This window comes from Shewanella ulleungensis, assembly GCF_014648315.1.
Taxonomy (GTDB): Bacteria; Pseudomonadota; Gammaproteobacteria; order Enterobacterales; family Shewanellaceae; genus Shewanella; species Shewanella ulleungensis.
The window spans coordinates 117,451-142,667 of record NZ_BMQW01000007.1 but is presented as its reverse complement, the minus strand read 5'-3'; the positions used below and the strand labels follow the sequence as shown (position 1 = coordinate 142,667).

Below are 25,217 nucleotides of genomic sequence, written 5' to 3'. Positions count from 1 at the left end.
TATTAATATAATCGATAACTTTTTATACCACTGTCTCCCCTATATTTAACGGTAAACGTAAAGCATAAAAAAACCAGCTACAAATGCAGCTGGTTTTTAAGATTAATTTGGTAAACCAAATTATAGATTCCTGATGATTAGTGCTTACGACGACGTAATGCAGCTAATGGTAATAATAGTGCTGTTAACCAGCCCATAGAACCACCAGAAGATTTCTCTTCTTTTTCAGTAACGGTAATTGTTGCTGTTCCTGCATCACTTTCTAAACGAGTGTCAGATGCTGTTACAGAGAACTTAATCGTGCTACTACCTGATGGGGCAGTAAAGCTGATCTTTTCGCCACCATTAGTAAAGGTTACTGAAGGACCACTAGTTTGTACCCAGTTGTACGTTAGTGTGTCACCGTCAGCATCACTACCATTGGCTTTAGCTGTAACAACAAAACCTTCAGTACTTGTCATGCCTGTAGGCGCAACAGTAGGTTTAGTGTTGTTAATCATTACCGATACCATAGCGGTGTCAGAACGATTTCCCATAGTATCGATAGCAACAACTTGTGCTTCCATGGTTTCGCTAGTTTGGTCAATAACGGCTGTGTCGCTTAGGCTAACTTTACCTTTCGCATCGATCACGAACATGCTTGAGTTTGAGCCGACAACAATGAACTCAGATACTGGGCTGGTTAACATGTCTGGGTCAGTTGCAATAACTTGACCAAGCACAGTACCCGCAGCAGCACCTTTATCGACATAAAGAACTAGGTCTTCAACAGTAGGAGCTACGTTACCTTCATCTGTAGTGTTTGCTACTACTGACATAGAGCCATTATCAGAAAGTAGCATGTAACCCAATGAGTTGCTGCCTACTTCGGTAACTAGCATTGCGCTTTCACCTGGTTTAAGTTCAGTAACGGCTTCGCCTTCAGCATCGACTAAACCTGCATAAGCATCTGGAGCCAATAGTGTTAATGTTCCTTCTGCTTCATCACCTAAGCCAGTAGGTGTTGGTGCGTAATCAGCTTCTTCAACACGGAAACGAACAGTAACTGATGTGCCTAAATCTGAAGCGGTAAGGCCAACATCTTCAAAACATACTTTAGTTGTTAAGAAGTCATTGCCTGTGACATGGTATGCAGGCTCTAAGGTACCGCTGCCTGTTCCAAATGGAACAACAAACCCATATAAAGAACGTGGGTATGCGTCATTAAACCATTGAAGGTTTACTGTTGTTGCAGTGTAATCCCATTCACCATCGTTATCTAAGTCGTAGTCAACGTTATAACTTGCAACTAAACCATGCACCATTGGATCTCGCATTTGGAAGGTATTCCAAATAGCGATCCCTTCGTCACAAGAAGTACTACCAGAAAGCTCACTTGATGCGCTAATCAAATCATGACGAATAGACATGTCTTTTGGACTAGTCGCAGTCAGTGGAGCACTGAATGGATCTGTAATAGACGTTGCGCCAGTATTTGTTAATGTTCTTACAATACCATCAGCTGTAACTTCAGTTGAAACAGAGGCTGCTGCAGCTGCTTTTGGTAAAATGTGATAAACCACATGTAAAGCTTGTTCTTCACCTTCCATAAACTTAATTGCACCGTCGTATTCAGACAATGTTAATGCATCTGAAGCATCATCTGCTTCACCGCTCAGTTCGTATGAAGATGTAAGTGTCCATTCTGGTAACTTAGTTGGATCAATTGTTACTGTTACGTCGAAGGTTTTAGTTTGTCCTGCAGGGATTTTGATACTTGCAGGCATATCAAAACTAACCGCACCAGATTCGATATCATCAGCAAAACGTTGCTCTGCCATTAATGTGTAGGTTTTTTCTTCTGCAGAGAAGTTCTTCACTGAAATAGTTTTTGTCATTGATGTTGTTTCACTTAATGAAACAAGACCAAATGCTAAAGCTGCTTGCATGGTATCTTTATCATATGCAACAACAGGCAGGTTGATTGACTTTTCTACGTCAACCAGACCTGAACCGATATAACTGATTGGGGCTAATGCAGCATCTTCATTTAACGAGGTTGGTTCAACTGTTACATTTAAATTAGCCGCATTCATCATCGTGGCTTTAATTTCTAGCGCACTACGATTTGGTAAGGCTTCTTTAACGATACTCATTGCACCAGCTGTAATTGGGCTAGAGAACGATGTACCGCTAATTGGAGATAAACCATCACCTAAACCAGGGTGCGCTGTCATGATAGAAGTGCCTGGAGCTGTAATCTCTGGTTTTAACGTTCCAGCAATTGAAGGTCCACGAGATGTAAATGTAGCAATAGCTCCTGCCGTTGTTACTTCAACAGATGAAATTGTGAAAACAACATCACCTTCAGCAAGTGCAGCTTTAATTACATCACCATCTTCTTTAGAAATCATTACAGATGGGATCGTAATATCTGTATTGGTTCCGCCCATAGTGAATGCACCATCACCTGCAACGTTATTTGCGACAATAACAAATGCTGCACCATTCTCTTGAGCATTGAACACTTTATCTACGAAACCACAGCTACCGCGATCAACTATCACTGTTTTGCCAGTAAAATCGACGTCGTCAGCAAATGGGGTACATGCATTTAAATTAGTCGTTGGTACAACCAATGGCGCTGAAGTGTTATCAAAGGAAAATGCATTACTTGTGTTAAAGCCTGCACTAATAACTTCTATATCAACACCGGCTACAGATGCATCGATTTTTCCAATGGGGGTAGTTGGATGCGTCATTGCGCCAACAGATAAAGCATTCGCAGAAGTACTCGGGCCGCCCACCACGAATGGTGTTGAACCGTCGTTACCTGCTGAAATTACAAGGTTTACACCTAGCTCAACCATTTCATCAATCAGTTCTTGAACCGCACCTTCTTTAGAATCACCAAAGTCGCCACCTAATGACATATTGACGGTATCAACACGGTCAGAAATATCACCATCACCATTTGGATCCATGGCTGCTTCTAATGCGTAAAGCTGAGCAAGACCAGGACAACCTGAATCACACACAGAGTAAACGTATAATTCTACATCTGGTGCAACACCAACAACAGAGTGGCTTACATGTGTACCGTGGTTGGTATCTACATCAATTGGGTTTGGATCATTATTGATAAAGTCATAACCGCCCGCCACTTTTCCTTGTGGCCAATTTGGCATCTCAGCTTTTGCTGCTACAGCTGCTTGGTAGTCGGCAATAACACCTGTACCGCCTAATGCTGCATGAGTGTAATCAACACCCGTGTCTAACACGGCAACTTTTTGACCTTTACCAGAGGCAATTCCCGCTTCGATTACAGCAGTTGCGCCAATATAATCAGCACTATCAGCTACATGTAACTCGTAATCATAGATAGGCAGAATATCAGCGACGTCAGAATTTTTTAGCAGTGATAATAATTGCTTTTTATCTGCTTTAACTAAAATAGAATTAACTAGTTTTGATGTTTGGCCAACTACTTCAATGTCAGCATCTAAACTGTTAATGACGCTTAGTACACGTGATTGAGACTCTTGAACTGATGCAAATGCTTGTGTTGATGAAACTTTTGATAAACGAGATTGCTCTGAAACTGACTGAGTGTTCAGTTTGATCATCCAAGCCGATACGGTTGATTGCTTTTCTGATTTAGTGGCTTTTAAACCGGCATATTCATCGAGAGATTGGTTAGTAGTGTTGTATTTATTAGCAGGCTCTGCAAAGCAAGCGCCAGATATAAGTGCGGCCGAGATGGCTAGGGCTAGTTTTGTCTTCACAACTTCTTCCTTGTTATTAGACATCACTCAATGAGTAGGTATCGCGGTAACACGATGATTATTAAGTGATGTAATGGATAATGCTTAATGTTTATGTGCTGCACTCTTTGATGCATCAGCAGCATTTGTAGCACACTTAATTAACAAAAGTCACACTATAAGTTAATAAAAAGGTAATTAAATGTTAACAGCAGGCGTGTTGTAAAAAGCTGAGGAGGTGTGAGGGTTGGTTAAGGTTTAACCGCTCTAATGATAGGGTTTTGGAGGCTAATCAGTGTTTCGGTTGATTGGATTTCATCAATTGATTGAATGCGATTTATTAGCACATGTTGCAAACCATCGATAGATTGGCACATTACCTTTACAAAAACCGAGTAATTTCCGGTAGTGTAATAGGCTTCTACGACTTCTTCTAATGCATTAAGTTTTGCTATCGCTGCAGGATAGTCACCAGCACTTTTTAAGTTAATACCAATAAAGCAGCATACATCATAGCCAAGCGCTTTCGGGTTAACAGTAATTTGTGCACCGGTAATAATGCCAGCTTGTTTCATTTTTTCAACCCGGACATGAATAGTGCCAGCACTCACACTAAATCGCTTTGCTAGTTCAGCAAATGGCGTACGTGCATCTTCCATCAGTGCCGTAAGGATCTGGTTATCTAAATCGTCGCGTTGAAATGAGCTATCCACAGTATTGAGCCTGCTACACCATTAATTGGCCATAAATCTACGTCTTTCATTGCATAATAGCCAGTAAAATTAGTAGTGATATTAACAATGTTTAATTTTGATATTGTTAGGTTACTGATCTGCAGTCGGAAGTATAAATTCGGCTGACGCTTCGAAATGCATTTTTTGCTCTGTATACGGGTGGGTAATGGTTAATGCTGCAGCATGAAGTAATAATCTTGGCGACTGACTTTTAGCGAGTGGGTCAGCATAAAAGCCATCTCCCAATATTGGATGACCTAATGCCATCATATGAACCCGCAATTGGTGTGAACGGCCTGTAATGGGAGTGAGTTTTACCAATGTTGATTTAGCGGCATAACTGACCACTTCAACTAGGGTAGTTGAGGGTTTACCAACGTTATGGTCAACTTTCTGTTTTGGGCGATTAGGCCAATCACAAATCAGCGGTAAATCTACGTGAGTGACACTTTTGCTAACATGACCCGCCACGCGTGCATAATAGGTTTTAGCTGTTTCACGATCCCGAAACTGCCTTTTAAGCTCGCGTTCAGCGCTGCGACGAAGTGCAACCACTATGACACCAGATGTAGCCATGTCGAGTCGATGAACAATCTGTGCGTTCGGGTGTGCCGCTAATACGCGAGAATAAACACTGTCATGATAAATCGCTTCTCTACCCGGAACAGACAACAACCCAGACGGCTTATCGATGACGATAATATCTTTATCTTCATGGAGTATGTTTAGCCAAGGCGTGGTGGGCGGGTTGTAAATAAAGTCAGCCATGATGGGTCTCGTCAATAGGCAGTGGATGACGAGCTATCAATAACGTCAGTTATGTTGGTGCTCGCCAGTCAATTCGTGGCAACGATACCGTTAGACATCAAGATACGCAAGTATTGCGTAACGATAAAAAGTGCTTAAGAAAATGCGTGGCCGTTAACGTGCATGATGGTGAATGTCCATACGACAAACGCCAGTGGGATATGCACTAAAGCGTAAAAGCATTGGTCAAGACGTTGCATGCCTTTTGACAACAAAATGAGGTATAAATGTGCACAAATGGCAGCAGGGAAGAGTAAAAACAGCGGATATAAAGCAAAGGGGCTCGCATCGGCAAAAATAGCATGACTTAAAATAGCCCAAATAACCATTACACCTGTGGTGATGGGTGGCAATGCAGTTCGATATTGTTCTGGGTAAGGGAACATCCCATGTCCTTATTTGGCTAGCCTTTGATTTCTTTACGACTTTGAATCACTTTTCGGTGCACAATTGAGTAATGACGTAACCCAGCAGGACCGTGAGATACAATAACAGATAATAGAATAATAAAGATGACTAATTCAGATTTGCACTGACTTATTTGAATAAAGAAACCTAACAAGATGATTTTTAATAAGGTTAATATGCCCTTTAGCTGGATAAGCCAACGCCAGTCGCGAATAATCTCCCAACTCATTAGCAACACTCCAGAACAAATAGCGGCGAGCCAATAGTTAAACCACAGTGATAAATCAAGGTCAAACATGATGCCTCCACCACTGCCGACGACGCCAATAATGTGTATGGCCCTTAGCGTAGTTTTACTGATACGTTCAATCCAAAATCGTCCTTCTGATACGGGCATGTTTTTGTTGTTTTTCATGGGTTACTTTCATGGTTTAAAATACTTCAATAATAACAAGCCGCGCTAATATAAACAGTGATACACGCGCCAGTTTTGCAGTTTAGTCGCGTTGATATCCTTTGTCGGGATAACATTGCGGTTTGATTAATGCTTGTCAAATAAACGCATAATGTCGTGACTATACTGTATAAAGCCTCAACGTCAGTTGGATCACAATTTGGTGCTTATCTAATGTGATATTAACGACAATACCCCTGAATTCACATACAATTAACTTATCTTTTAGATTAAGCCTCATGCTTAAGCCTGCCATTTACAACCGGTAAAATTGGATACTTATGAGAATTGGATTTTTTAGCGCGAAGCCTTACGATATTGTGCATTTTAATCGTACTAATAAGCAGTTTAATGTTGATATCGAATACTTTGATTACCGCCTATGCATGCAAAACGTTAAGTTGGCCGAAGGTTACGAAGTAGTCTGTGCATTCGTTAACGACTCGTTATGCGAAGAAGTCTTAGTGGAGTTAGCTAAAGGCGGAACAAAGATTATTGCCATGCGTTGTGCAGGTTTTAACAATGTCGATTTAATTGCCGCTGAGCGTTTAGGTATGCAAGTTGTCAATGTGCCAGCTTATTCTCCTGAGTCAGTTGCAGAGCATTCGGTCGCATTAATGTTAACTTTAAATCGCAAAATTCATAAAGCCTATCAACGTACTCGAGATGCAAACTTTGCATTATCAGGTTTAGTGGGTTTTAACATGTTTGGCAAAACCGTTGGTGTTATTGGCACAGGTAAAATTGGTGTCGCGACGATTAAAATTTTATTGGGCTTTGGCTGTAAAGTGATTGCATACGATCCATACCCAAATCAAGCGGTCATTGACCTTGGGATTGAGTATGTCGACTTAGACACGCTGTACCCTCAATGCGACATCATCACGTTGCATTGCCCACTGACAAAAGATAATCACCATTTACTGAATCAAATGACGTTCAATAAAATGAAACCGGGTGTCATGGTCATTAATACCAGTCGTGGTGGTTTACTCAATGCATTTGATGCGATGGAAGCATTAAAAGATGGTCATATCGGTTCACTTGGGCTTGATGTTTACGAGAACGAGAAAGGACTTTTCTTTGAAGATAAATCGAGTGAGATTATTCAAGATGATGTATTCCGTCGCTTATCAGCTTGCCATAATGTGATTTTTACTGGTCATCAGGCATTTTTAACTGACGAAGCGCTCAATGCAATCGCGTCAACGACATTGACAAACGTAACCAAGTTAATGCTAGGTCAGGTATGTGGTAACGAGTTGTTTTAATATTGCTAACGGCTAACATTCATCACCAGCATGACAATGGAATGGGGACAATATGATTACTAAAACTGAAGTACACGACATTGCAACGCCTACTGGTGTTATGCGAACCACCTTGTATCGTCCCGATAGTAAAGGTCAATTCGCGACGATTATTTTTTATTCAGAAATATTTCAACAAACAGCTCCAATTGCACGTTCTGCCGCGATTCTTGCCGGTCATGGCTTTGTTGTTTTAGTTCCAGAAGTGTTCCATGAGTTAAATCCTATTGGTACCATATTAGCTTATGATGATGCCGGTAAAGACAAAGGTAATGCTGATAAATGGGCTAAACCATTAGAGCAGCATGACACTGATACTCAAGCCTTAGTCGACTTTGCCCGTGCGCAGTCTTTTTGTTCCGATAAAGTTGGCTCAATGGGTGTCTGTATTGGTGGTCACTTGGCTTATCGTGCTGCCTTAAACCCAGATATTAGCGGTGCTTTTTGTTTGTACCCTACCGACATTCATTCAAATACCTTACCGTGCCAAGAAGGTAATGACTCACTGACTCGCTCAGGTGATATTAAAGGTGAGTTAGTGATGGTGTTTGGTAAGCAAGACCCACATGTCAGTAAAGAAGGGCGTAAGCTTATTTACCAAAAACTTGAGCAAGTAAATGCAAACTTTACCTGGCTTGAGGTTAATGCTCAGCATGCCTTTATGCGTGATGAGGGTGAACGTTACGATGCAGCATTAGCATTACAAATGTATTTGCAAGCAGTGGCTTTTTTTCATCGAGTACTAAATTAGTAAGTTTAAATCGTATAGTCAAAAGGCGCATAAGCGCCTTTTTTTATATATGCTATGCCATGGCGCTAGATTATTTACGCTTTGGTATCACCCGTCTTACTGAAGGGACTTTTTTAGCAGAATGTTCATTCGCGAGTTTAACTACCCCTTTTTGAAGTAATAAACTATTTGGGTAAGTCATCACATCACCTGAATCGCGTTTAATCAGAATATGAAACAGTGATATTTCAACAATCACACCAGACATATCTTCATCTTTTTCAACAATTCGAATGCGATCGCCTATGCGATATGGAAAGGCAAAAAATATCAACACACCAGCAGTAATGTTGCTAAGAATCGACCACTGTGCAAATAACGCCACACCTAATACCGCAAAAGCCGATGACACAAATAACGACACGTCTTGATAACCTAAACCTAGCGATACTGTCATGAATGACATCGTGACGAAAAACATAAAATAAGAAATCAGCCGAGTCACTAAACGACTTCGTACTTCATTAACTTGTTTTTTATCAGCTTGAAGCCTGATCCACTTGCTTACGTGACGTTGAGCAAAAAAGAATACTGCTAGATATAAAATACACATCAACAACTGGTTAAACATGGTGGTTTCCTGTTTGATTAATATAACGTCTTTAAGCATTAAAACCATAATGGGCTCGGACTTGCTCACCATTGTTGGGGTACAATATGGTTTTATTGTTGGCTAAATGTAAAGCCAATCCTCCCCGCAGAGTGAAGTATGTCCGAGTATAAAGTATTGCATGTCGACAGTGATAGTTTTGGAGATTTTTGTGTGCTCGATGATGGTAATTATAGAGTGCTATCGTTTGGTGATAATGACGAGCAAAGCAAAATGGACAAAGCAGAGCCTCACGTACCACAACACACTTATGTGCAAGCCATGCTGTCGGTATTGTTATTTACTCAACCAAAGAGTGTGATTATTTTAGGTTTAGGCGGCGGAGCTTTAGTGCATTCGCTTCGTCATGTCGATGCGGCGATTAAAATTACCGCGGTAGAATTACGCGAACGAGTCATTGATGTGGCTAAACGATTTTTCCAGTTACCGCTGAGTAAAAAGCTCACGTTGATCCATCAAGACGCCAATCTCTTTCTAGCGCAAGCCGAACATAAAAAAGTCGATGTTATTTTTGCCGACATATACAGTAATAAAGGCGTAGATAAGCAACAATTAACAGATGTATTTATTGGGCAAACTAAGCAGCTGTTAAAAGCCGATGGCTTTTTAGTGCTCAATTGCTGGAAAGAGCACAGCCGTGATACTCAATTACGCGACACTCTTTATAGCCATTTTACCCATGTCTACGCCTGCTTAACAGGCGGCGGAAATTGGGTTGTTTACGCCACAAATGCTAGCAATACCTTTGCTCAAGCTAATAATAAGCAAGCATTACAAAGCTTATCGCAAAAGCTCGATACCAATATTAGCCGTGTGTTAACACGCTTTGGAGTGTGGGAGTAGCGAGCCTTGATTATTTTATCGGCGCCGTATCTATGTGGCGTTCGGTTTTGTTGATTAAGAAAAAGTTCAATATGAAAAACCGATTAAGGTGATAGTTTTTATCCGTTATACTTAATCGTCATCCATCGCTATTATGATTCACATCAGATGACGAGCAGCTTGTTCATCATCTCCGACACCACAAGGTTGTCGGGTTTACTTGAATCTTAATCCAATGGAGCATGACATGACACAATCTATCATCAACAGCACTATCAAGCCATTCAAAGCAACTGCATTTCACAACGGTTCATTCGTTGAAGTCACTGAGCAAGACTTGCTAGGCAAATGGTCTGTAGTATTTTTCTACCCAGCTGACTTTACTTTCGTTTGTCCTACAGAGCTAGGCGACATGGCAGACCATTATGAAAAGCTACAAGCAATGGGCGTAGAAGTTTATTCTGTGTCAACAGACACTCACTTTACTCACAAAGCATGGCATTCAAGTTCAGACACTATCGGTAAAATTACTTACCCAATGATCGGTGACCCAACTGGCACAATTACTCGCAACTTTGGTGTGATGATTGAAGAAGACGGCTTAGCACTGCGTGGTACTTTTGTTATCAACCCAGAAGGCCAAGTTAAAGTTGCTGAAATTCATGACCTAGGTATTGGCCGTAGCGCTTCAGAACTTGTTCGTAAAATTCAAGCTGCACAGTATGTTGCATCACACGACGGTGAAGTATGTCCAGCTAAATGGCAGCCAGGTGAAGAAACTCTAGCTCCTTCAATTGATCTAGTAGGTAAAATCTAACCATTAAGATCACCCTTAGGTTAGAAATATCATCTCCAGTTGGTCGGTGCTCCCCCGGCGCCGACTAACACTCTCCACTTTTTTCGAATTTTCCCATTTTTAGGAGTTGTTATGTTAGATGCGAATGTAAAAAATCAACTGAAAACCTATCTGCAAAACCTCAAGCGCCCAGTTGAACTTGTCGTGTCTGCAGATGACTCAAAAAAAGCAAAAGAATTAACCAGTTTAGCGCAAGATATCGTTGATTCATCTGATCTCGTTTCAATGACATATCAAGACGGTAAGCGCACACCAAGTATGAGTGTGATTAACCCACAAAACGCAAGCAACATTACCTTTGCTGGTTTACCAATGGGTCACGAATTTACCTCTTTAGTACTCGCACTTTTACACAGCGGCGGACATCCGATTAAATTGGATGCGGATATCATCGAACAGATCCGTCAATTACCTGGTGAATTTCACTTTGAAACCTATGTGTCGTTAAGTTGCCAAACCTGCCCAGAAGTGATTCAGGCATTAAACATGATGGCAGCAATTAACCCAAATATTACTAATGTGATGATCGACGGTGCACTATTCCAAGATGAAGTGACCGAACGCAATATCATGTCAGTACCATCAGTATTTTTAAATGGCGAAGCATTCTCTGTCGGTGCGATTAGCGTTGTCGAAGTACTGAATAAATTAGATAAAAATGCAGCGGGTAGACAAGCTGAACAGTTAAACCAAAAGTCAGCATTCGATATGTTGGTTGTAGGCGGTGGTCCAGCAGGCGCAGCAGCTGCAATCTACTCGGCTCGTAAAGGCTTAAACACCGGTATTGTTGCTGATAAGTTTGGTGGCCAAGTGGCTGAAACTGTTGGAATTGAAAACTTTATCTCTGTGTCTAAAACAGAAGGCCCAAAACTGGTTGCTAACTTAGAAGCACACGTTAAAGATTATGAAGTCGATATTATGGCTAACCAACGTGCATTAAGCCTCGCTAAAAATGGTCTATTTAATGTGACGCTAGAAAGCGGCGCAACGTTAAGCAGTAAAACGGTGTTATTAGCAACGGGCGCACGTTGGAGAGAAATGAACGTGCCTGGTGAAAAAGAATACCGTGGTAAAGGCGTTGCATATTGTCCACACTGTGACGGCCCATTATTTAAAGGCAAACGTGTCGCGGTTATCGGCGGTGGTAATTCTGGTATTGAGGCCGCTATCGATTTAGCCAACATTGTCGAGCATGTTACCGTGCTTGAGTTTGATAGTAAGTTACGTGCAGATGAAGTACTGCAGCGTAAAGCCAAATCAATGGGGAATATTACTATTATCACTCAAGCCATGACCACAGAAGTGAAAGGCGATGGTACGCGTGTTACTAGTTTGGTTTATACCGACCGTGCAAGCGGTGAAAGTAAAGAAGTCATCTTAGCCGGTATCTTTGTGCAAATTGGTTTAGTACCAAACACTGAGTGGTTAAAAGGTGTAGTTGATATGACACCTCGCGGCGAGATCATCGTCGATGAGCGCGGTCAAACATCGATTCCTGGCGTGTTTGCTGCCGGTGATGTGACCCACACACCATACAAGCAAATCATTATTGCCATGGGCAGCGGCGCAACAGCATCTCTAGGCGCGTTTGATTACTTAATCAGGCACTCAGAAGAAACTGATGTAAAAGCAGCGTAATAAACAGGTAATCTTTACAGTATAAAAAAGAGTCAGCGTAGCTGACTCTTTTTGTTTGTGTCACGCGAGTCTGCTGGTCTTTACTGGTTGAATATTGTTCGAGTTAAAAACGTTTTTAGCCGAACTCTTCGGGCAGCATGTGTTGATCATTTTACGGCGTTATCGACTTTTTATGTGCATAACTATACCTCAGAGTCGCTGCCTTGCAGTGATATATATGGGCAATGGCCAACATTCGCTGAGAAACTAACGTTGAAAATCAACCTACTCTAATAATCAACTGTATTGATCAAATTAGGGCTATTTGCCTTAACGAGAAACAGCAATAAAGTTAACTTCATTAGATAAAGTTCAAGTATATTTAAACTAGGCCGATATTGAGTTACAAGTCGATTTTGAAGTAATCATTAATTTCATTATTGGTAAATTAATAACCATAAAAAGTATTGCTATAGTTAAGCCTATGAATACCGATGCATATCGTCCGATGTGCACGATATATCTCAAGGGAATCAACCGGTGACACTCTTCGCAATCGTGCTATTGACGTTGTTAAACTGGCAGCGTTAAGTCTAATTTTCATATATTGAAGGACGCTTTGGGGGCGAAATATGAGTTGGTTTAGTAACATGTCAATTTTTAAAAAAGTAGGGCTGATATTTGTTTTGTCAGTGATTATTTTTGCGGTCAACCTGGCGATCAGCACGGTTGCGATTAATAAAAACCGCGACACCTTGTCGTTTATGGAAACCAAAGTGGCGCAGCGAGTAGAGCTCGCCAACCAAAACGTAATTTATATACAGCGTTTAGATGAGTTATACACGCAGGCGGTGTCTTTTGCTGATGAAGACTTACTCGAAAACGCCAATAAAACGTTTACATCTCTTAAAGATAACCTGAGTAATTTGTCTGCCACTGACCCACAAAAGACGTTGATGTTGGGGCAGTTATCCCAACAATTAAATGAATACAACAACATGACCCTGTCTTTAGCTAAAGGCATGCTCGATGGCACTATCGATATGGCCGATGTGGGGCAAATTAGCCAGACAAAAGCCAAAGTGTTTGCATCATTAACCAAGGGCATCACAGCCTATAAAGCCGACAAAGTTGATGAGTTTAGCTTGACCATTAAAGAGGCCAGCGATCGCTCTGAACAAAGTTTATACCTTACATTAAGTATTGGTCTTGCCTTACTGGTGTTAATGGCTATTGCGACGATTTCAATTGCGAAAGCCATCAGCGGTTCTGCTGGCGATGTGGCTCAATCATTGGGCGAACTCGCTGACGGAAAAGGTAATTTACGTCATCAATTAACCGTTGCAGGTACCGATGAGCTTGGCCAAGTATCGAGTAATTTTAATCGTTTTTTACGTTTACTTGCCGAGTCGATTGAGCGCGTCGTTAATGTGACGAGCCCACTGTTAGACAGTGCGTCATCACTAAAAGAGCGCATGACAGTTGCGACTAAGGCGACTAAAAAACAAAGTCAGGATGCTAAAACTGTTCATATGTCGATGGAAGAAATGCGCCATTCAGTGAATGATATTTCCCACAGTGCCCAGCAGGCGGCAGAAGCCGCCCAAGTTGCAGAACAAGAAGCAACAGAAGGTTTGGCCGTTGTGCAGCGTACAGTGAGAATTTCTCAAGAGTTAAACTCTGGCATTGAGCTGGCATCAAACTCAATCAATGAGTTAGCGAAAGACACTGAAAGTGTAGGGTCTATTCTAAATGTGATTACCTCTATTGCAGAGCAAACCAACTTATTGGCGTTAAACGCTGCTATTGAAGCGGCACGCGCGGGTGAGCATGGTCGTGGTTTTGCTGTCGTTGCTGACGAAGTGCGTGCATTGGCGTCAAAAACAGCCGATGCAACTAAAGAAATTCGTGGCGTGCTAGATAAACTCAAAGTAGCAGCTGAGTCGTCTGTTAGTACGATGGATGTGGCCATCACTAAATCGTCTGAAAACGAACGCTTTGCTAAAGATACCGGTGAAGTGTTGAGTTCAATTCAGTCTAAAATTGTTAGCATCAACAGCATGAATACTCATATTGCCTCTGCAACAGAGCAACAGTCCCTTGTTGCCGCGCAAGTGGCAAATAACGTGGTTGAAATGAATGCCTCATTTGAGCAAACTTTAGGTATTTTGGCTGAAGTACAGGGCATTTCTCAAGGGCTAGACGGCTTTGCTAACGAGCTCAATAACGCGACCTCTCAGTTTAAGTTGTAAATGTCAGTTTTCAATTAATCCGCAGCAACATAAACGCAGAGCAAACGCTCTGCGTTTTTATTTGTGTTATACAAGCGCGAATTGAGCACTATCACAGCAATTGTGTGTAATTGCGCTAATGTAAGCGTCACTTTTTTTTGAAATAGCGTATTATCACGGCAAAAATTGCCTCAAGACGATGTTTGTTTTACTTTAATCACCTTGAGATCATTGATGTTAGTTATTGTGCTTATTTTTCACTGTAATGTGAGCTGTTTGGAAAAGGATTATCATGCCAAGCTTGATTAGAATCGTATTAATTAATACTCACCTGCCAGGTGTGGTTGAATTGCTATTAAAAGGCCACACTAACATTTGTGGTACTAACGCGTCAGGTAAAACGACTCTACAGCGACTAGTGCCGGTATTTTATGGTGAATACCCAAGTCGTGTGGTGCCGTCAACCCGTGACAGCTTTGAACGTTGGTATTTACCGCACGATTCTAGCTACATTATTTATGAATACCAAAAAGATGATGGCTTACTATATCAAGCAGTATTAGCGTCAGCTGGCGACGGTAAAGGGGTTAATTATCGCTTTATTGCCCGCGGTTTTGAGCTTGAGGATTACATTAAATCCCGCAATGGCGATACCATTATTTGCCACTCGATGGCTGAACTTGGCCGTGAAGTTAAACGTGAAGGCATCGCGCACACTAACTTACTTAATACTCGCGAGTTCCGTGCCATTATTCAAAACGATCGCAGTTTACTTAATACTGGCAGTAACCGAAACGAGCTGCGTACTTATGCTCGACAGTTCTCGTTATGCGATGGCGAACACAGCCTGCGCCATATTGAAAAGCTGGCTAAAGCCGTGCATTCAAAAGAAGGTAAAATGGAAACGGTCAAATCCATGATCGCCGCCATTTTAGAAGAAGACGGGGTGAATCCACCCACTTCACGCCTTAATCCCCAGCGCGTAGAAACCTGGATACGTGAGAGTCAGTTAGTACAAGGTTTTGAGCAAATTCGTCCAGAATATGACAAGCTTGAGCAAGAATTTAACCAACTACTGAGCGCCGAATTACGTTTAGCCAGTTTATCGCGCGGCTACCGTGGTGATGAAACCCTTGAAGCTGATCGCCAAGATCGTAATCAAACCTTAGGCAAAGAATTAAATCTAAAACTGCGTTTACTCGACGACGAGTGGAAAGATGTCCGCGACGAACTCAACCAGGAGTTGTCAGCCGCTAAAGGTGATGTCGGCAAGTTTGAATATGAGTTAGATGCGATTGAAGATCAGCACGCTGCTTTTTTAGACGCAGACATTGAACAAGCTAAAGCCGATCTAGATAATCTACCTAATTGGCGCAGTGACGTTGAAAACTTACAAGAGCGCCATAAGCTACAAACTGAAAAACACCAAGATATTGAAGCTGCTTTTAATGCTCGTCGCAGTAAAATTGCCGAGCAACTTCACCGTGAGCTTGAGTCGCTACATACCGAACAAGACACTCAACGTGAAGCGCGTGATAAACAGCGTGAGCTAGCCAGTGACGATTTAGCTAAACTAGAGCAGCAATGGCGCGAGCAAACTGACGCGGGTAAAGCCAAGTTTAGTGAACAAGAATATCAACTTAAATTGCAGGCTGCAGAGCTTAAGCATCAAGTTGATGGCGTGACGTACACTGAAGATGAAAAGATGCGCTTGGCTATTTTTGATGAGCGCATCAGCCTTGCCGACGAAGAGCAAGAAACCTGTAATGCCAAAGTTGAGCGTTTAACCACCGAAGAACGTAAGCAGCGCGCTAAGCGAGACCAAGCTAACGAAGCACTGCGCATTGCTAGCATTCGCGTGAGTGAGCGCGAAAATGCCAAAGAAGAATTGCATCACATGCTATTTCCACAGTCGCATACACTGTTGGAGTTTTTACGCAAAGAAGCCCAAGGTTGGGAGCAATCATTTGGTAAGGTTATTGCGCCAGAGTTGTTACATCGCAGTGATTTACATCCAAGCCTAACCAAAGACAGTAGCGACAGTTTATTTGGGGTACACCTAGACCTTAACGCCATTGACGTGCCTGAATACGCGGCAACAGAGCAAGATTTGCGTATCCGTTTTGCTAAAGCCGAAGAAGCACTGCAAAGCGCCCAAGAAATACATGCCGAAGCTGAAGATCAGCTGGTGGTCATGAACAGTGCGCTGGATACCATAACCCGTGAGCTGACATTTGCCCGTACTGCCTATAAAAATAGCCGAGAAGATTTACGCCGACTCTTTGATGAAAAGCGCAGCGAGCAACAAAAGATCAATCAAGCCGTAGCCGATCGCAAAACCGAATCTGGCAAGCGCTTAGTGCAACTTGAAAACGAATTAAAGCAGCTGCATAACCAGCGCCTTGAATGGCTAGCCGAGCAAAAAGATCAGGCGTTAGAAGCGCGCATGGACAAAAATGCTTACTGGCAAGAAGTTGTGGGCGCTATCGACAATCAACTTGGGCAAATTAAAGCCAATATTGAACAGCGTCGTGCTAATGCCAAAACAGAGCAAAAAGCCTGCGAAACCTGGTACAAAAATGAGCTGAAATCACGTGGTGTCGACGAAGGCACTATTTTAGCGCTTAAAAAGCAAATTCGTGAGCTTGAGGCAAACATAAGTCAGGCAGAACAACGTCGTAGCGACGTGTTACGTTATGACGATTGGTACCAACATACCTGGTTAGTGCGCAAGCCTAAATTGCAAGCACAGCTGGCAGATGTTAAACGGGCCGCACTTGAGTTTGAACAGCAATTAAAAGCCAAAACCGCTGAAATTAAACAGCGACGTACTAGCCTAGAAACCGATCGAAAAGCTTGTGATGCAGCACAGGTTGAAGCATCTGAAAACCTCACTAAGCTGCGCGCGGTAATGCGTAAGTTGGCCGAGCTGAAGTTACCAGCCAATAACGACGAAGCCATGGGTAGTATTGGCGAGCGTTTACGCCAAGGCGAAGACTTATTGCTAAAGCGTGATTATTTAATGGGCTCGGTGAAGCAATATGTAGAGCACTTCGATTCTGTGATTGCCAGTAAATCAGGCTCAAGTTTAGCTGAATTTTGGGAGCGGGCACGTGACGAGTCTAGCTTTGTCAATGACAAAGGCATTCGTCTACTCGACTACCGTAAGCTAGTGCCACAGCTTGAGCAGTTACTCAATGTGATGGTGCCGCAATCATTAATGGCGATCCGCGAGCAAGGGCGTATTTTTGGTATCGACTTAACTGCGTTTTACGACGTATTAACTGATATCGACCGCCGCATTGCCAGCCAAAGTGCGCGTATTACCCGTGAAGTGGGTGAAGAGTTGTTCCTTGATGGCGTATCTGAGTCAGCAGTGAGGATTCGCTCACGCATCAGTGAACTCGAGTTCTGGCCTGAACTTGAAGTCTTTGTTAAAGCCTTTAAAGCCTGGAAAGCCGATGGCTTTAGCCAGTTGCCTGACGAACACTACACTAACTCAATGCGTCGCGCGTTAGACATTATTGGTCGCGCCGCATTAACCGGTGGTATCGCCAAGCTATTGGAAATCGAATTGCGCTTAAAAGAGGGCAACAGCGATCTTATTATTCGTACTGACCGCCAGTTAAACGAATCATCTAGCCACGGTATGGCATACCTGATTTTATGTAAGTTCTTGTTGGCATTTACCCGTTTATTGCGCGGCAAAGCCCATGTGACCATTCATTGGCCTATTGATGAGCTCGGCACCTTGCATCACACCAACGTGAAGAAGATTTTTGACGCCTGTGAAAACAATAACATTAGCGTGTTAGGGGCATTCCCGAACCCAGAATCTGAAGTGCTTAACTTATTTGCTAATCGCTACATTATTAATAAACAAACTAAAAAACTGCAGGTGGTTAAACCTAAAACCAACCCTCTTGCAGAGCGATTGTCACAACGAAATGCTGAAACTGCACATTCTGAAAACATTCACCCAGCAACGGCTAAGGAGCACAGTTAATGTCAGACTCAAATGAAACAACCTTAGTGGGAACCAGTGCGTTAATCGAGCAGCTGTTGCGTGGTGAGTTTATTTGCCGAGTCACTAACGAAGACGGTTGGCGCGCACTAAAAAATAACAGCACCCGCGAGCGGATTGAAACTTACTTAAATCAAATTAACCGCACTTTGGCCAGCGCGGGTGAAGGTGAAGTGTTCTTTTGTGGCTATTTACAGCTTGGTGATGCTGAGCGCAAAGTGGTTTCATCGCAGTTTAAAGACATTTGTTCAGCATTAATTCCGCTGGTGGAATGGTTAGTGTTAGTGCAAGAGGCCAGCGGTCAGGATGCGCCTTTAAGCGAAGGTGCACCGATACGCTTAACTGATTTACAAGCTCGAATCGAAGATACTCCAGCATTTAGAGAGCAACTGACAAAGCTTAGCCAGTACCGTTTATTTGGCTCCAGCAGCAGCAATGTCGATGGCCAAATTAAGCTAGTGTTTAAGCGCTTAGTTGAGCTGGGTTATTTGACTAAACCCAACAGCGAGAAACAAATTTACATCGCCACCGGCAAGCTTGATTACTTATATGAAGTGATCCGTTTTATTGACGAAACCGAAGGCCTAAGCCTTGAGGCGCAAGCTGAAACTGCGACCCAAAGGGAGTTAATATGAGCAGCAACTTACACCAGGCCGGGGTAAAGCTGCTCAAACAACTCGGGCGGCATGCCGATGTGATCATGGATGCTTATTTAGCGGGGTCGATTAACGACACCGCTCATGATTCAGGCGTGATTGAAAAACTCAAAAAAAGCGGCATTTTGTGGCGACCAGAGCCAGACCAAGAGCTGCGTTTAAAGCGCTCAGTTCGAGCTTTGCTCGAAGAAGCCTTAAGCGATGAGCGTAACCGCCAAATTGACTCAAATGTTGGCTCGTCTTTAGCGACCATTAAAACCCTGGCCGATCACTATAAAGAGGCGCGTCATAATATTGATCACAGCGCAGCAGAAGCTTATTTAGCGGACTTAAACGAACACGTTTACAGCTTTACCGATAGCTTACGCTATTCAATTAGGGTGTTATGGGGCCGCATTAATAACGAGTTTGGTTATGTCGGGACGATCAGTGCCAAAATTCGCGAAAATGAATTAGCGCAAAGCCAGGTATCTGACTTACTCAATGGCCTCGAGATGTTCCAGTTTAGCGAGCTGGGTGAAATTGCCGGTGATATCCGCGAGTTGCGCCGTTTATTAATGACCAGCCTACAAGAAACCCTAAGCCAGTGCACTCAAGAACTGAGTATTGTGCAGGGCAGGTTATATGAGTTATTAGGCCGCTTTAGGCAAATTCAAGGTCGTACACGGTTACTCAAAGGCTGGTTACTGCACACTGACATGCACCCTGATTATCAAGTTGATAATCATGTTGGTCATAAAGCGATCCCAAATTTATTTAATTGTGCTGAAGCACTGTTGGCGCCAGCCAGCGTCGATGTGAGTAACCCACATCATGAGCTGGAGTTAATGAGTTTAGTTGCGCAAGTTAAAGCCATTAGCCGTGATGCATTACCGCACATTGCACGTGAGCAAAACGTTACCTTTGAAATGGGCGACAGTGAAGACTTTGATATCCCAGAAAATCCACTCAAAATTGCCGTGGATGAATATTTCTGTGAGGTGATTGATTCTGGTTTACGTCAATCAGCATTGAGTTATTTAACCGAAAAACAATTGACCTGGGATGCTGAAAGTTGGCTTTATCAAGTGATAGGTGGTTATGAAGGTTTAGCCGATGAGCATAAAAATTACTTTGAATTAGAACCAATAGGCAAGCCAGATCCTGTGTATAACGGTAATTTTATCATCCATGATGTTGAGTTATGGCTAGCGTAAGCCAGAGTCAATTACAGTTATTGGGCCGCGCGGCAAAACAACAATTGCCGCGCGTGGCTTTTAATGCAAGTTGGAAAAAACTCTATCAGATATGGCAAATCGGTGAGCCGGATGGCGCAGAAAAATACCTATATTTAACCAGCAAAGATTACGCATTACTGCGAAAAATGGCGCATATTGACTCAGGGTTAGACATTTTATCGCTTGATTTTGATGTGCCTAGAGATCAAATGGCGCAGCAAAGCGCCAATGAAAAGTACGCTAATATCAGCCCAGAGGCCGATTATGTGCTAATTAAGCTTGCTCCGCAGCTCGCTAGGTACATTATGGGGGATGCGATACCCCATATTTTGAGTGCACAACACAGCGCATTGCGATTAAAAGTCGATACCGCTGTCGCGCTATGTCAACAGCTTAAACTCTCACAACTTATTGTGGTCGAAAACCTCGACAGTTTTGACAATCTATTTGCTTATTCATTTACACCCGAGCTACAACCAATTATCGATAGTTGTATGGTGTTGTATCGTGGCAGTCATGACTATTCACCCGCAGGAAGAAAGCGCTTTTTACGTTTAATAGAGCCGATGCACATAAATGTGATTGCCTTTACCGATCTAGATCCTGCTGGGCTTATGATTGCGAATACCTTAAATGGGTGCCGGAGCATGATAGTGCCACAACAAGCACTTTCTTCACCGAATGAGCTGCTTGCGATTAGCCAAATCAATTCAGTCGCAGACTTTAATAAACAACACAAACAACTTACTTATTTAAAGAATGTCTCATCGCCAACGGCTGAAAATGCTGCTGCATACACGGCCCAATGGATAACGTTAGTCAATTGGATTAGCCATCATAGTGTGAGTATCAAACAGCAGCATATGTTGGCAAAATCATTATCATTGAGTTTGCTTAGCATCAAGTTGTAACCCCCATCTGTTGCGGTGCACTGGTTTCCCTGTTGCTTGCGCCATTGTAAATGCCATGTGGCAATTCAATAAATAGCCCAGAATCGTTTTTGTAATACCTTGTTATTACATACTTTTGTGATTTTTGTTTACTAAGCGCTGATAAAGTAATCACTTTTGTTGATAAGGCGATTGAAATATATTGCGCTATGTCTCAGTATTTCATCGATCGAAAAGAATAATCGCCAGGATTGGCATAACAATAAGCAGCAACATAAGTTGCCATTTCGAATGGGAAATAACAGATGACAAAATCACTTTCGGCCCGGATTTTTATCGGTCTATTTTTGGGTGTGCTACTTGGCAGTATTGTACAGTTTGCACTGGCCGACAACGCCTTCTTCGGCGGAACCCTAGTTACTTTTGCAAGCGGTATTGGCACCATGTTCGTGAATATGATCATGATGTTAGTCGTTCCTTTAGTGTTTGTGAGCATTGTGTGCGGCGTGTGTGAGTTACAAGATTTAAAAAGTTTTGGCCGTTTAGGGGGCAAAACCTTTGGTTTTTATATCATCAACACTGTGGTTGCTATTGTTGCCGCATTTGCAGTGGCAATGATCTTTGAACCTGGTAAAGGCGTTGACATGTCGAGCAGTGATTCTGTTGATATTACTGCAACCGAATTACCAGATTTAATGTCGCTTATTGTGAGCATTGTACCTAATAATCCATTTTCTGCGTTTACCTCTGGCAACATGTTACAAGTGATTTTTATGGCACTGTTGATGGGTGGTGTCATTAAATCAATGGGCTCATCGGTTGAAGGTGCAGTGAAAGGCTTTCAAACTGCCAATAAAATTATGATGCGCTTAATTTCAGTGGTCATGAGCCTTGCGCCATACGGTGTATTCGCCCTAATGTTTAAATTAGGCGCCACCTTAGAACCTGAAATCTTTGTCAGTGTGGTTGAATATTTAGTGCTGATTTTAGCCTTATTATTGATTTGGATTTTTATTGTTTATCCTATCGCTGTCAGTCTATTTACCCCCGTTTCGGCTAAAACGTTTCGTGATAAAATTCAAGAACAGATATTGTTCTCGCTTTCAACGGCGAGCTCTAATGCCACTATCCCTGTGACCATGCGCACCTTAACCGACAAACTGGGCGTAAGCCAGGCGGTTGCCGGTTTTGGCGTGCCACTAGGGGCTACGATGAACATGGGTGGCGTGTCGATTTACATCACTATCGCTATTTTCTTTGTGGCCAACGCGTTTGGTATGCCGATCAGCAATGATCAAATTCCGTCACTATTATTCAGCGTGTTTTTGCTCTCTGTTGGTGCTGGTGGTGTACCAGGTGGTGGCATGGTAATGATTGGGGTATTGATTTATCAAATGGGCTTGCCGGTAGAAGCGTTTGTGATTGTTGCAGCACTTGACCGTATTATTGATATGGTACTGACATCTTGTAACGTAGTAGGTGACACCGCGGTACTGACTATTGTTGACCAGACCGAGAAAAAGCACCAAGTGACAGAAGAGAGCTTAGTGGCAGCAAAAGAATAAGTTTAGCGAGTGAGTGATACAAAACGGCCTGTTATGCAGGTCGTTTTGTTATGATTATTTTCATTTTAAAGCATTACCTATGCTGCATTTTGTTTTCAATAGTAGACATAATTTTAAATGTAGTATTTTCCAGATCATTTAATCCACGATGGGCTATTAGTTCATATGATCGGTTAATTAATCGATACGCTTGTGGGTAGTTAAACTCTACTACTTCAAGCTCTGCTAAATCGTTGAGAGCCTGGCTTTGTCCAATGGGATAACCCATCATTTGATGATACTCTATGGCTTTTTTAAACTGCTCTCTGGCGTCGTTATTGCGACCAATCCTTTGGTTAATAACACCTGCGAGTTGAGAAATATAGCCTAATGTTAGCCAATCTTTAACTTTTGCAGCATTAGTTTTAGCTAGGTTTAGCACCCCTAAAGCTTGCTCAATTTTGTTAGTTTCAATATAGCTTTGGGCTAGTAATAACCTAAGTTGGGCTAATTCTCGATGTTCGCTCAGACGTTCTGCTGTATTAATAGCCGCTGCTAATGTGCTATCAAGCTGTTCAAACTGATGTTGTTGTAATTGAATATTGCCTAATAGGCGGCTCGCCAGCAGGTTGTTAGGCGAGTTTTGAATAACCTCAGCTAAAAGTTTTTCTGCACCTAATAAATCACCTTGCTGGCTCAATGTTATGGCCTGTATTAATTGAGCTGAATGTAATCTAGAGTGATACTCTTTAGCTAATTTTTTATTATTAGGATTAAGAATATTTGTTATTAACTTAGCCGTTAATTGTATTACTTGCTCAATACTTGCTGCGCTAACTGTTGATGTGTCACTTTGGTTTTGGTCATGTAATGTATACGTAAGTTGATACTGGTTATCGCTGATGTTAATACTGGATTCAATGACTAATACTGCGCCAGAAATCGCCATAATTTTGTTAATGTCAGAAGAGGTAACGTTATCAGTTTTATCGAGCCGCGAAGTGATATTAATGACATCTTCAGCTTGCAGTTGAGGGTAACTTACACCCAGGGTTAACTGGTGAATAAGCACATCCATGGCGGCATAGGCATTCCATTGAGTATCGACATCTGTGATTGATTTTGGAGTGACAATCTTGACCGGAAGAACCAACACCGCACCAGATACCAGAGGTTTGGGTTTAATATTGGACAAGTAAACATAAGCACCAATACCAATCAGCAGCAAAATTATTACGGCACTAAAATATTTATACGAGGTTGGTGCCTGTGGCATTGCGATAGTCCTTTATCAATATCGAATAAATTAACTTAGTGGTTAATTAAGTTAATGTAAAGATAAGCTTATCTTTTGTATTGTAGTGACTTAGGTGCTCTTGTGTTGTATAGAGTGTCGAATACTTTATTTAAAGACAGCGTAAAAATGAAAAACCGCCAAAAGGCGGTTTTTGAAAACTGAGTCAGTTAGTCAATCGATGGTTCTTCACTGTAATCAATACCGTGATAACTTAAACATGTATCGACTTCATTCGCGCTACCTAAAATAACGGCAACACGTTGGTGGATTTCAGTCGGTTGAATATCCAAAATCGTTTCATAACCTGTAGAGGCTTTTCCGCCTGCTTGTTCAACGAGCAATGCCATAGGATTGGCTTCATACATTAGGCGCAACTTAAAAGGTTTAGCTGGGTTTTTATTGTCTGTTGGGTAGGTAAAAATACCGCCGCGGCATAATACTCGATGCACATCACCCACCATAGCGGCAATCCAACGCATGTTAAAAGACTGCTCGCGCGGGCCTATTTTACCCAGTAGCAAGTCAGCAATGTAGGTTTGCATTGGCGCTTCCCAAAAGCGCTGGTTAGACATGTTAATTGCAAACTCAGCCGTATCAGGTGTTATTTGCACATTGTCGTTGGTCAATAGAAAGGTTTGGCTGTCCGGGTCTAAGGTATAAAATTGTGTACCTTTGCCTGTGGTTAGCGCCATCATAGTTGATGGGCCATAAAGCACATAGCCGGCAGCGACTTGCTTACGTCCAGCTTGTAAAAAGCTTTGCTCGTTAAACTCACCAGCAGGTGCGGGTAATACCGAGAAAATAGTGCCAACAAGCGAATTAATGTCGATATTAGATGAGCCATCCAATGGATCAAAACTCACTAGGTACTCACCTTGTGCATTGGCTGCTACAACGTAATCCTCTTCTTCAGATGCAATGCCGCGCACTGTAGTGTCAGCTTTTAAAGCATCTTTAAGCATGTCGTTAGTGATGACATCCAGTTTTTTCTGGGTTTCACCTTGAACATTTTCTTGCTCTGTTGCGCCTAATACACCTGCTAACGCGCCGTGACGAACAGCACCGCTAATGGCAATTGAGGTTTCAGCTAAGGTGAATAGTAATTGCGTTAATGACGCATTTACGGCTTGAGCACTAAGGGTTTGGGCCAAAGTCTGCATGATTTTTCCTATGAAATTTCGCGAGGTTAAGGTCGATGTTTTAAATT

At 42.3% G+C, this 25,217-nt stretch carries 19 protein-coding genes; 11 read left to right on the top strand and 8 right to left on the bottom strand.

From position 1 onward, the window contains the following. Positions 1–137: 137 nt before the first annotated feature. The 5 genes from IEY40_RS14170 to IEY40_RS14150 form a co-directional block, all read right to left on the bottom strand. Positions 138–3,764, bottom strand: coding sequence for a S8 family serine peptidase (locus IEY40_RS14170; protein ID WP_188957268.1), 3,627 nt, complete (start codon positions 3,762–3,764; stop codon positions 138–140). Positions 3,765–3,994: 230 nt separating this feature from the next. Further along, entirely contained in the window at positions 3,995–4,456 is a 462-nt protein-coding gene (gene asnC, locus IEY40_RS14165) for a transcriptional regulator AsnC (protein WP_160056051.1), read from the bottom strand. Between the two features lie 111 nt (positions 4,457–4,567). Continuing rightward, positions 4,568–5,245 (bottom strand): bifunctional tRNA pseudouridine(32) synthase/23S rRNA pseudouridine(746) synthase RluA, encoded by a 678-nt coding sequence (gene rluA / locus IEY40_RS14160; protein WP_188957267.1) that lies wholly within the window; start codon positions 5,243–5,245, stop codon positions 4,568–4,570. Between the two features lie 134 nt (positions 5,246–5,379). After that, on the bottom strand, positions 5,380–5,670 hold the full coding sequence (locus IEY40_RS14155) for a hypothetical protein (RefSeq protein WP_188957266.1): 291 nt from the start codon (positions 5,668–5,670) through the stop codon (positions 5,380–5,382). 17 nt (positions 5,671–5,687) lie between these two features. Next, a complete protein-coding gene (locus IEY40_RS14150) occupies positions 5,688–6,107 on the bottom strand; it encodes a hypothetical protein (protein WP_188957265.1) in 420 nt (139 codons plus the stop codon). Between the two features lie 320 nt (positions 6,108–6,427). On the opposite strand from IEY40_RS14150, the gene IEY40_RS14145 reads away from it, so the two are divergent. Together IEY40_RS14145 and IEY40_RS14140 are read left to right on the top strand one after the other, a co-directional pair. Next, on the top strand, positions 6,428–7,417 hold the full coding sequence (locus IEY40_RS14145) for a 2-hydroxyacid dehydrogenase (protein ID WP_188957264.1): 990 nt from the start codon (positions 6,428–6,430) through the stop codon (positions 7,415–7,417). A 52-nt stretch (positions 7,418–7,469) separates the two neighbouring features. After that, the gene (locus tag IEY40_RS14140) at positions 7,470–8,207 is read left to right on the top strand and encodes a dienelactone hydrolase family protein (RefSeq protein WP_188957263.1); all 738 of its coding nucleotides are present in this window, start codon (positions 7,470–7,472) and stop codon (positions 8,205–8,207) included. 70 nt (positions 8,208–8,277) lie between these two features. Here IEY40_RS14140 and IEY40_RS14135 read toward each other — a convergent pair whose 3' ends face one another. Next, the gene (locus IEY40_RS14135) at positions 8,278–8,817 is read right to left on the bottom strand and encodes a mechanosensitive ion channel domain-containing protein (protein WP_188957262.1); all 540 of its coding nucleotides are present in this window, start codon (positions 8,815–8,817) and stop codon (positions 8,278–8,280) included. 138 nt (positions 8,818–8,955) lie between these two features. On the opposite strand from IEY40_RS14135, the gene IEY40_RS14130 reads away from it, so the two are divergent. From IEY40_RS14130 to IEY40_RS14090, 9 genes are all read left to right on the top strand, one after another. Continuing rightward, a complete protein-coding gene (locus IEY40_RS14130; protein WP_188957261.1) occupies positions 8,956–9,699 on the top strand; it encodes a spermidine synthase in 744 nt (247 codons plus the stop codon). Between the two features lie 226 nt (positions 9,700–9,925). Beyond that, positions 9,926–10,495: an alkyl hydroperoxide reductase subunit C gene (gene ahpC, locus IEY40_RS14125; RefSeq protein WP_188957260.1), complete on the top strand. Its 570-nt coding sequence runs from the start codon at positions 9,926–9,928 to the stop codon at positions 10,493–10,495. 111 nt (positions 10,496–10,606) lie between these two features. After that, a complete protein-coding gene (gene ahpF, locus IEY40_RS14120; RefSeq protein ID WP_188957259.1) occupies positions 10,607–12,172 on the top strand; it encodes an alkyl hydroperoxide reductase subunit F in 1,566 nt (521 codons plus the stop codon). Positions 12,173–12,783: 611 nt separating this feature from the next. After that, positions 12,784–14,403 carry a methyl-accepting chemotaxis protein gene (locus tag IEY40_RS14115; protein ID WP_188957258.1) on the top strand — a complete coding sequence of 540 codons (1,620 nt, stop codon included), beginning with the start codon at positions 12,784–12,786 and terminating at the stop codon, positions 14,401–14,403. 271 nt (positions 14,404–14,674) lie between these two features. After that, the gene (locus IEY40_RS14110; protein ID WP_188957257.1) at positions 14,675–18,388 is read left to right on the top strand and encodes an ATP-binding protein; all 3,714 of its coding nucleotides are present in this window, start codon (positions 14,675–14,677) and stop codon (positions 18,386–18,388) included. Beyond that, positions 18,388–19,041, top strand: a complete 654-nt coding sequence (locus IEY40_RS14105; RefSeq protein ID WP_188957256.1) for a condensin complex protein MksE — start codon at positions 18,388–18,390, stop codon at positions 19,039–19,041. The genes IEY40_RS14110 and IEY40_RS14105 overlap by 1 nt, the downstream gene beginning before the upstream one ends. Further along, the gene (locus tag IEY40_RS14100) at positions 19,038–20,258 is read left to right on the top strand and encodes a phosphoenolpyruvate carboxylase (RefSeq protein WP_188957255.1); all 1,221 of its coding nucleotides are present in this window, start codon (positions 19,038–19,040) and stop codon (positions 20,256–20,258) included. Before IEY40_RS14105 ends, IEY40_RS14100 begins: the two co-directional genes overlap by 4 nt. Beyond that, complete coding sequence (locus tag IEY40_RS14095; protein ID WP_188957254.1) at positions 20,246–21,190, top strand: DUF7281 domain-containing protein; 945 nt, start codon at positions 20,246–20,248, stop codon at positions 21,188–21,190. The genes IEY40_RS14100 and IEY40_RS14095 overlap by 13 nt, the downstream gene beginning before the upstream one ends. A gap of 284 nt (positions 21,191–21,474) precedes the next feature. Continuing rightward, positions 21,475–22,734, top strand: a complete 1,260-nt coding sequence (locus IEY40_RS14090) for a dicarboxylate/amino acid:cation symporter (RefSeq protein WP_188738335.1) — start codon at positions 21,475–21,477, stop codon at positions 22,732–22,734. 73 nt (positions 22,735–22,807) lie between these two features. Here IEY40_RS14090 and IEY40_RS14085 read toward each other — a convergent pair whose 3' ends face one another. Then, positions 22,808–23,989, bottom strand: coding sequence for a tetratricopeptide repeat protein (locus tag IEY40_RS14085; protein WP_188957252.1), 1,182 nt, complete (start codon positions 23,987–23,989; stop codon positions 22,808–22,810). A gap of 188 nt (positions 23,990–24,177) precedes the next feature. After that, positions 24,178–25,170, bottom strand: coding sequence for a class 1 fructose-bisphosphatase (locus tag IEY40_RS14080; RefSeq protein ID WP_188957251.1), 993 nt, complete (start codon positions 25,168–25,170; stop codon positions 24,178–24,180). Between the last annotated feature and the right edge of the window lie 47 nt (positions 25,171–25,217).

Coding starts and splice junctions, on each gene's coding strand:
- IEY40_RS14080 (WP_188957251.1), bottom strand. CDS start 25,170: ATGCAGACTTTGGCCCAAACCCTTAGTGCTCAAGCCGTAAATGCGTCA.
- IEY40_RS14090 (WP_188738335.1), top strand. CDS start 21,475: ATGACAAAATCACTTTCGGCCCGGATTTTTATCGGTCTATTTTTGGGT.
- rluA (WP_188957267.1), bottom strand. CDS start 5,245: ATGGCTGACTTTATTTACAACCCGCCCACCACGCCTTGGCTAAACATA.
- IEY40_RS14155 (WP_188957266.1), bottom strand. CDS start 5,670: ATGTTCCCTTACCCAGAACAATATCGAACTGCATTGCCACCCATCACC.
- IEY40_RS14095 (WP_188957254.1), top strand. CDS start 20,246: ATGGCTAGCGTAAGCCAGAGTCAATTACAGTTATTGGGCCGCGCGGCA.
- IEY40_RS14100 (WP_188957255.1), top strand. CDS start 19,038: ATGAGCAGCAACTTACACCAGGCCGGGGTAAAGCTGCTCAAACAACTC.
- IEY40_RS14130 (WP_188957261.1), top strand. CDS start 8,956: ATGTCCGAGTATAAAGTATTGCATGTCGACAGTGATAGTTTTGGAGAT.
- IEY40_RS14085 (WP_188957252.1), bottom strand. CDS start 23,989: ATGCCACAGGCACCAACCTCGTATAAATATTTTAGTGCCGTAATAATT.
- ahpC (WP_188957260.1), top strand. CDS start 9,926: ATGACACAATCTATCATCAACAGCACTATCAAGCCATTCAAAGCAACT.
- IEY40_RS14145 (WP_188957264.1), top strand. CDS start 6,428: ATGAGAATTGGATTTTTTAGCGCGAAGCCTTACGATATTGTGCATTTT.
- ahpF (WP_188957259.1), top strand. CDS start 10,607: ATGTTAGATGCGAATGTAAAAAATCAACTGAAAACCTATCTGCAAAAC.
- IEY40_RS14150 (WP_188957265.1), bottom strand. CDS start 6,107: ATGAAAAACAACAAAAACATGCCCGTATCAGAAGGACGATTTTGGATT.
- IEY40_RS14135 (WP_188957262.1), bottom strand. CDS start 8,817: ATGTTTAACCAGTTGTTGATGTGTATTTTATATCTAGCAGTATTCTTT.
- IEY40_RS14140 (WP_188957263.1), top strand. CDS start 7,470: ATGATTACTAAAACTGAAGTACACGACATTGCAACGCCTACTGGTGTT.
- IEY40_RS14105 (WP_188957256.1), top strand. CDS start 18,388: ATGTCAGACTCAAATGAAACAACCTTAGTGGGAACCAGTGCGTTAATC.
- IEY40_RS14115 (WP_188957258.1), top strand. CDS start 12,784: ATGAGTTGGTTTAGTAACATGTCAATTTTTAAAAAAGTAGGGCTGATA.
- IEY40_RS14110 (WP_188957257.1), top strand. CDS start 14,675: ATGCCAAGCTTGATTAGAATCGTATTAATTAATACTCACCTGCCAGGT.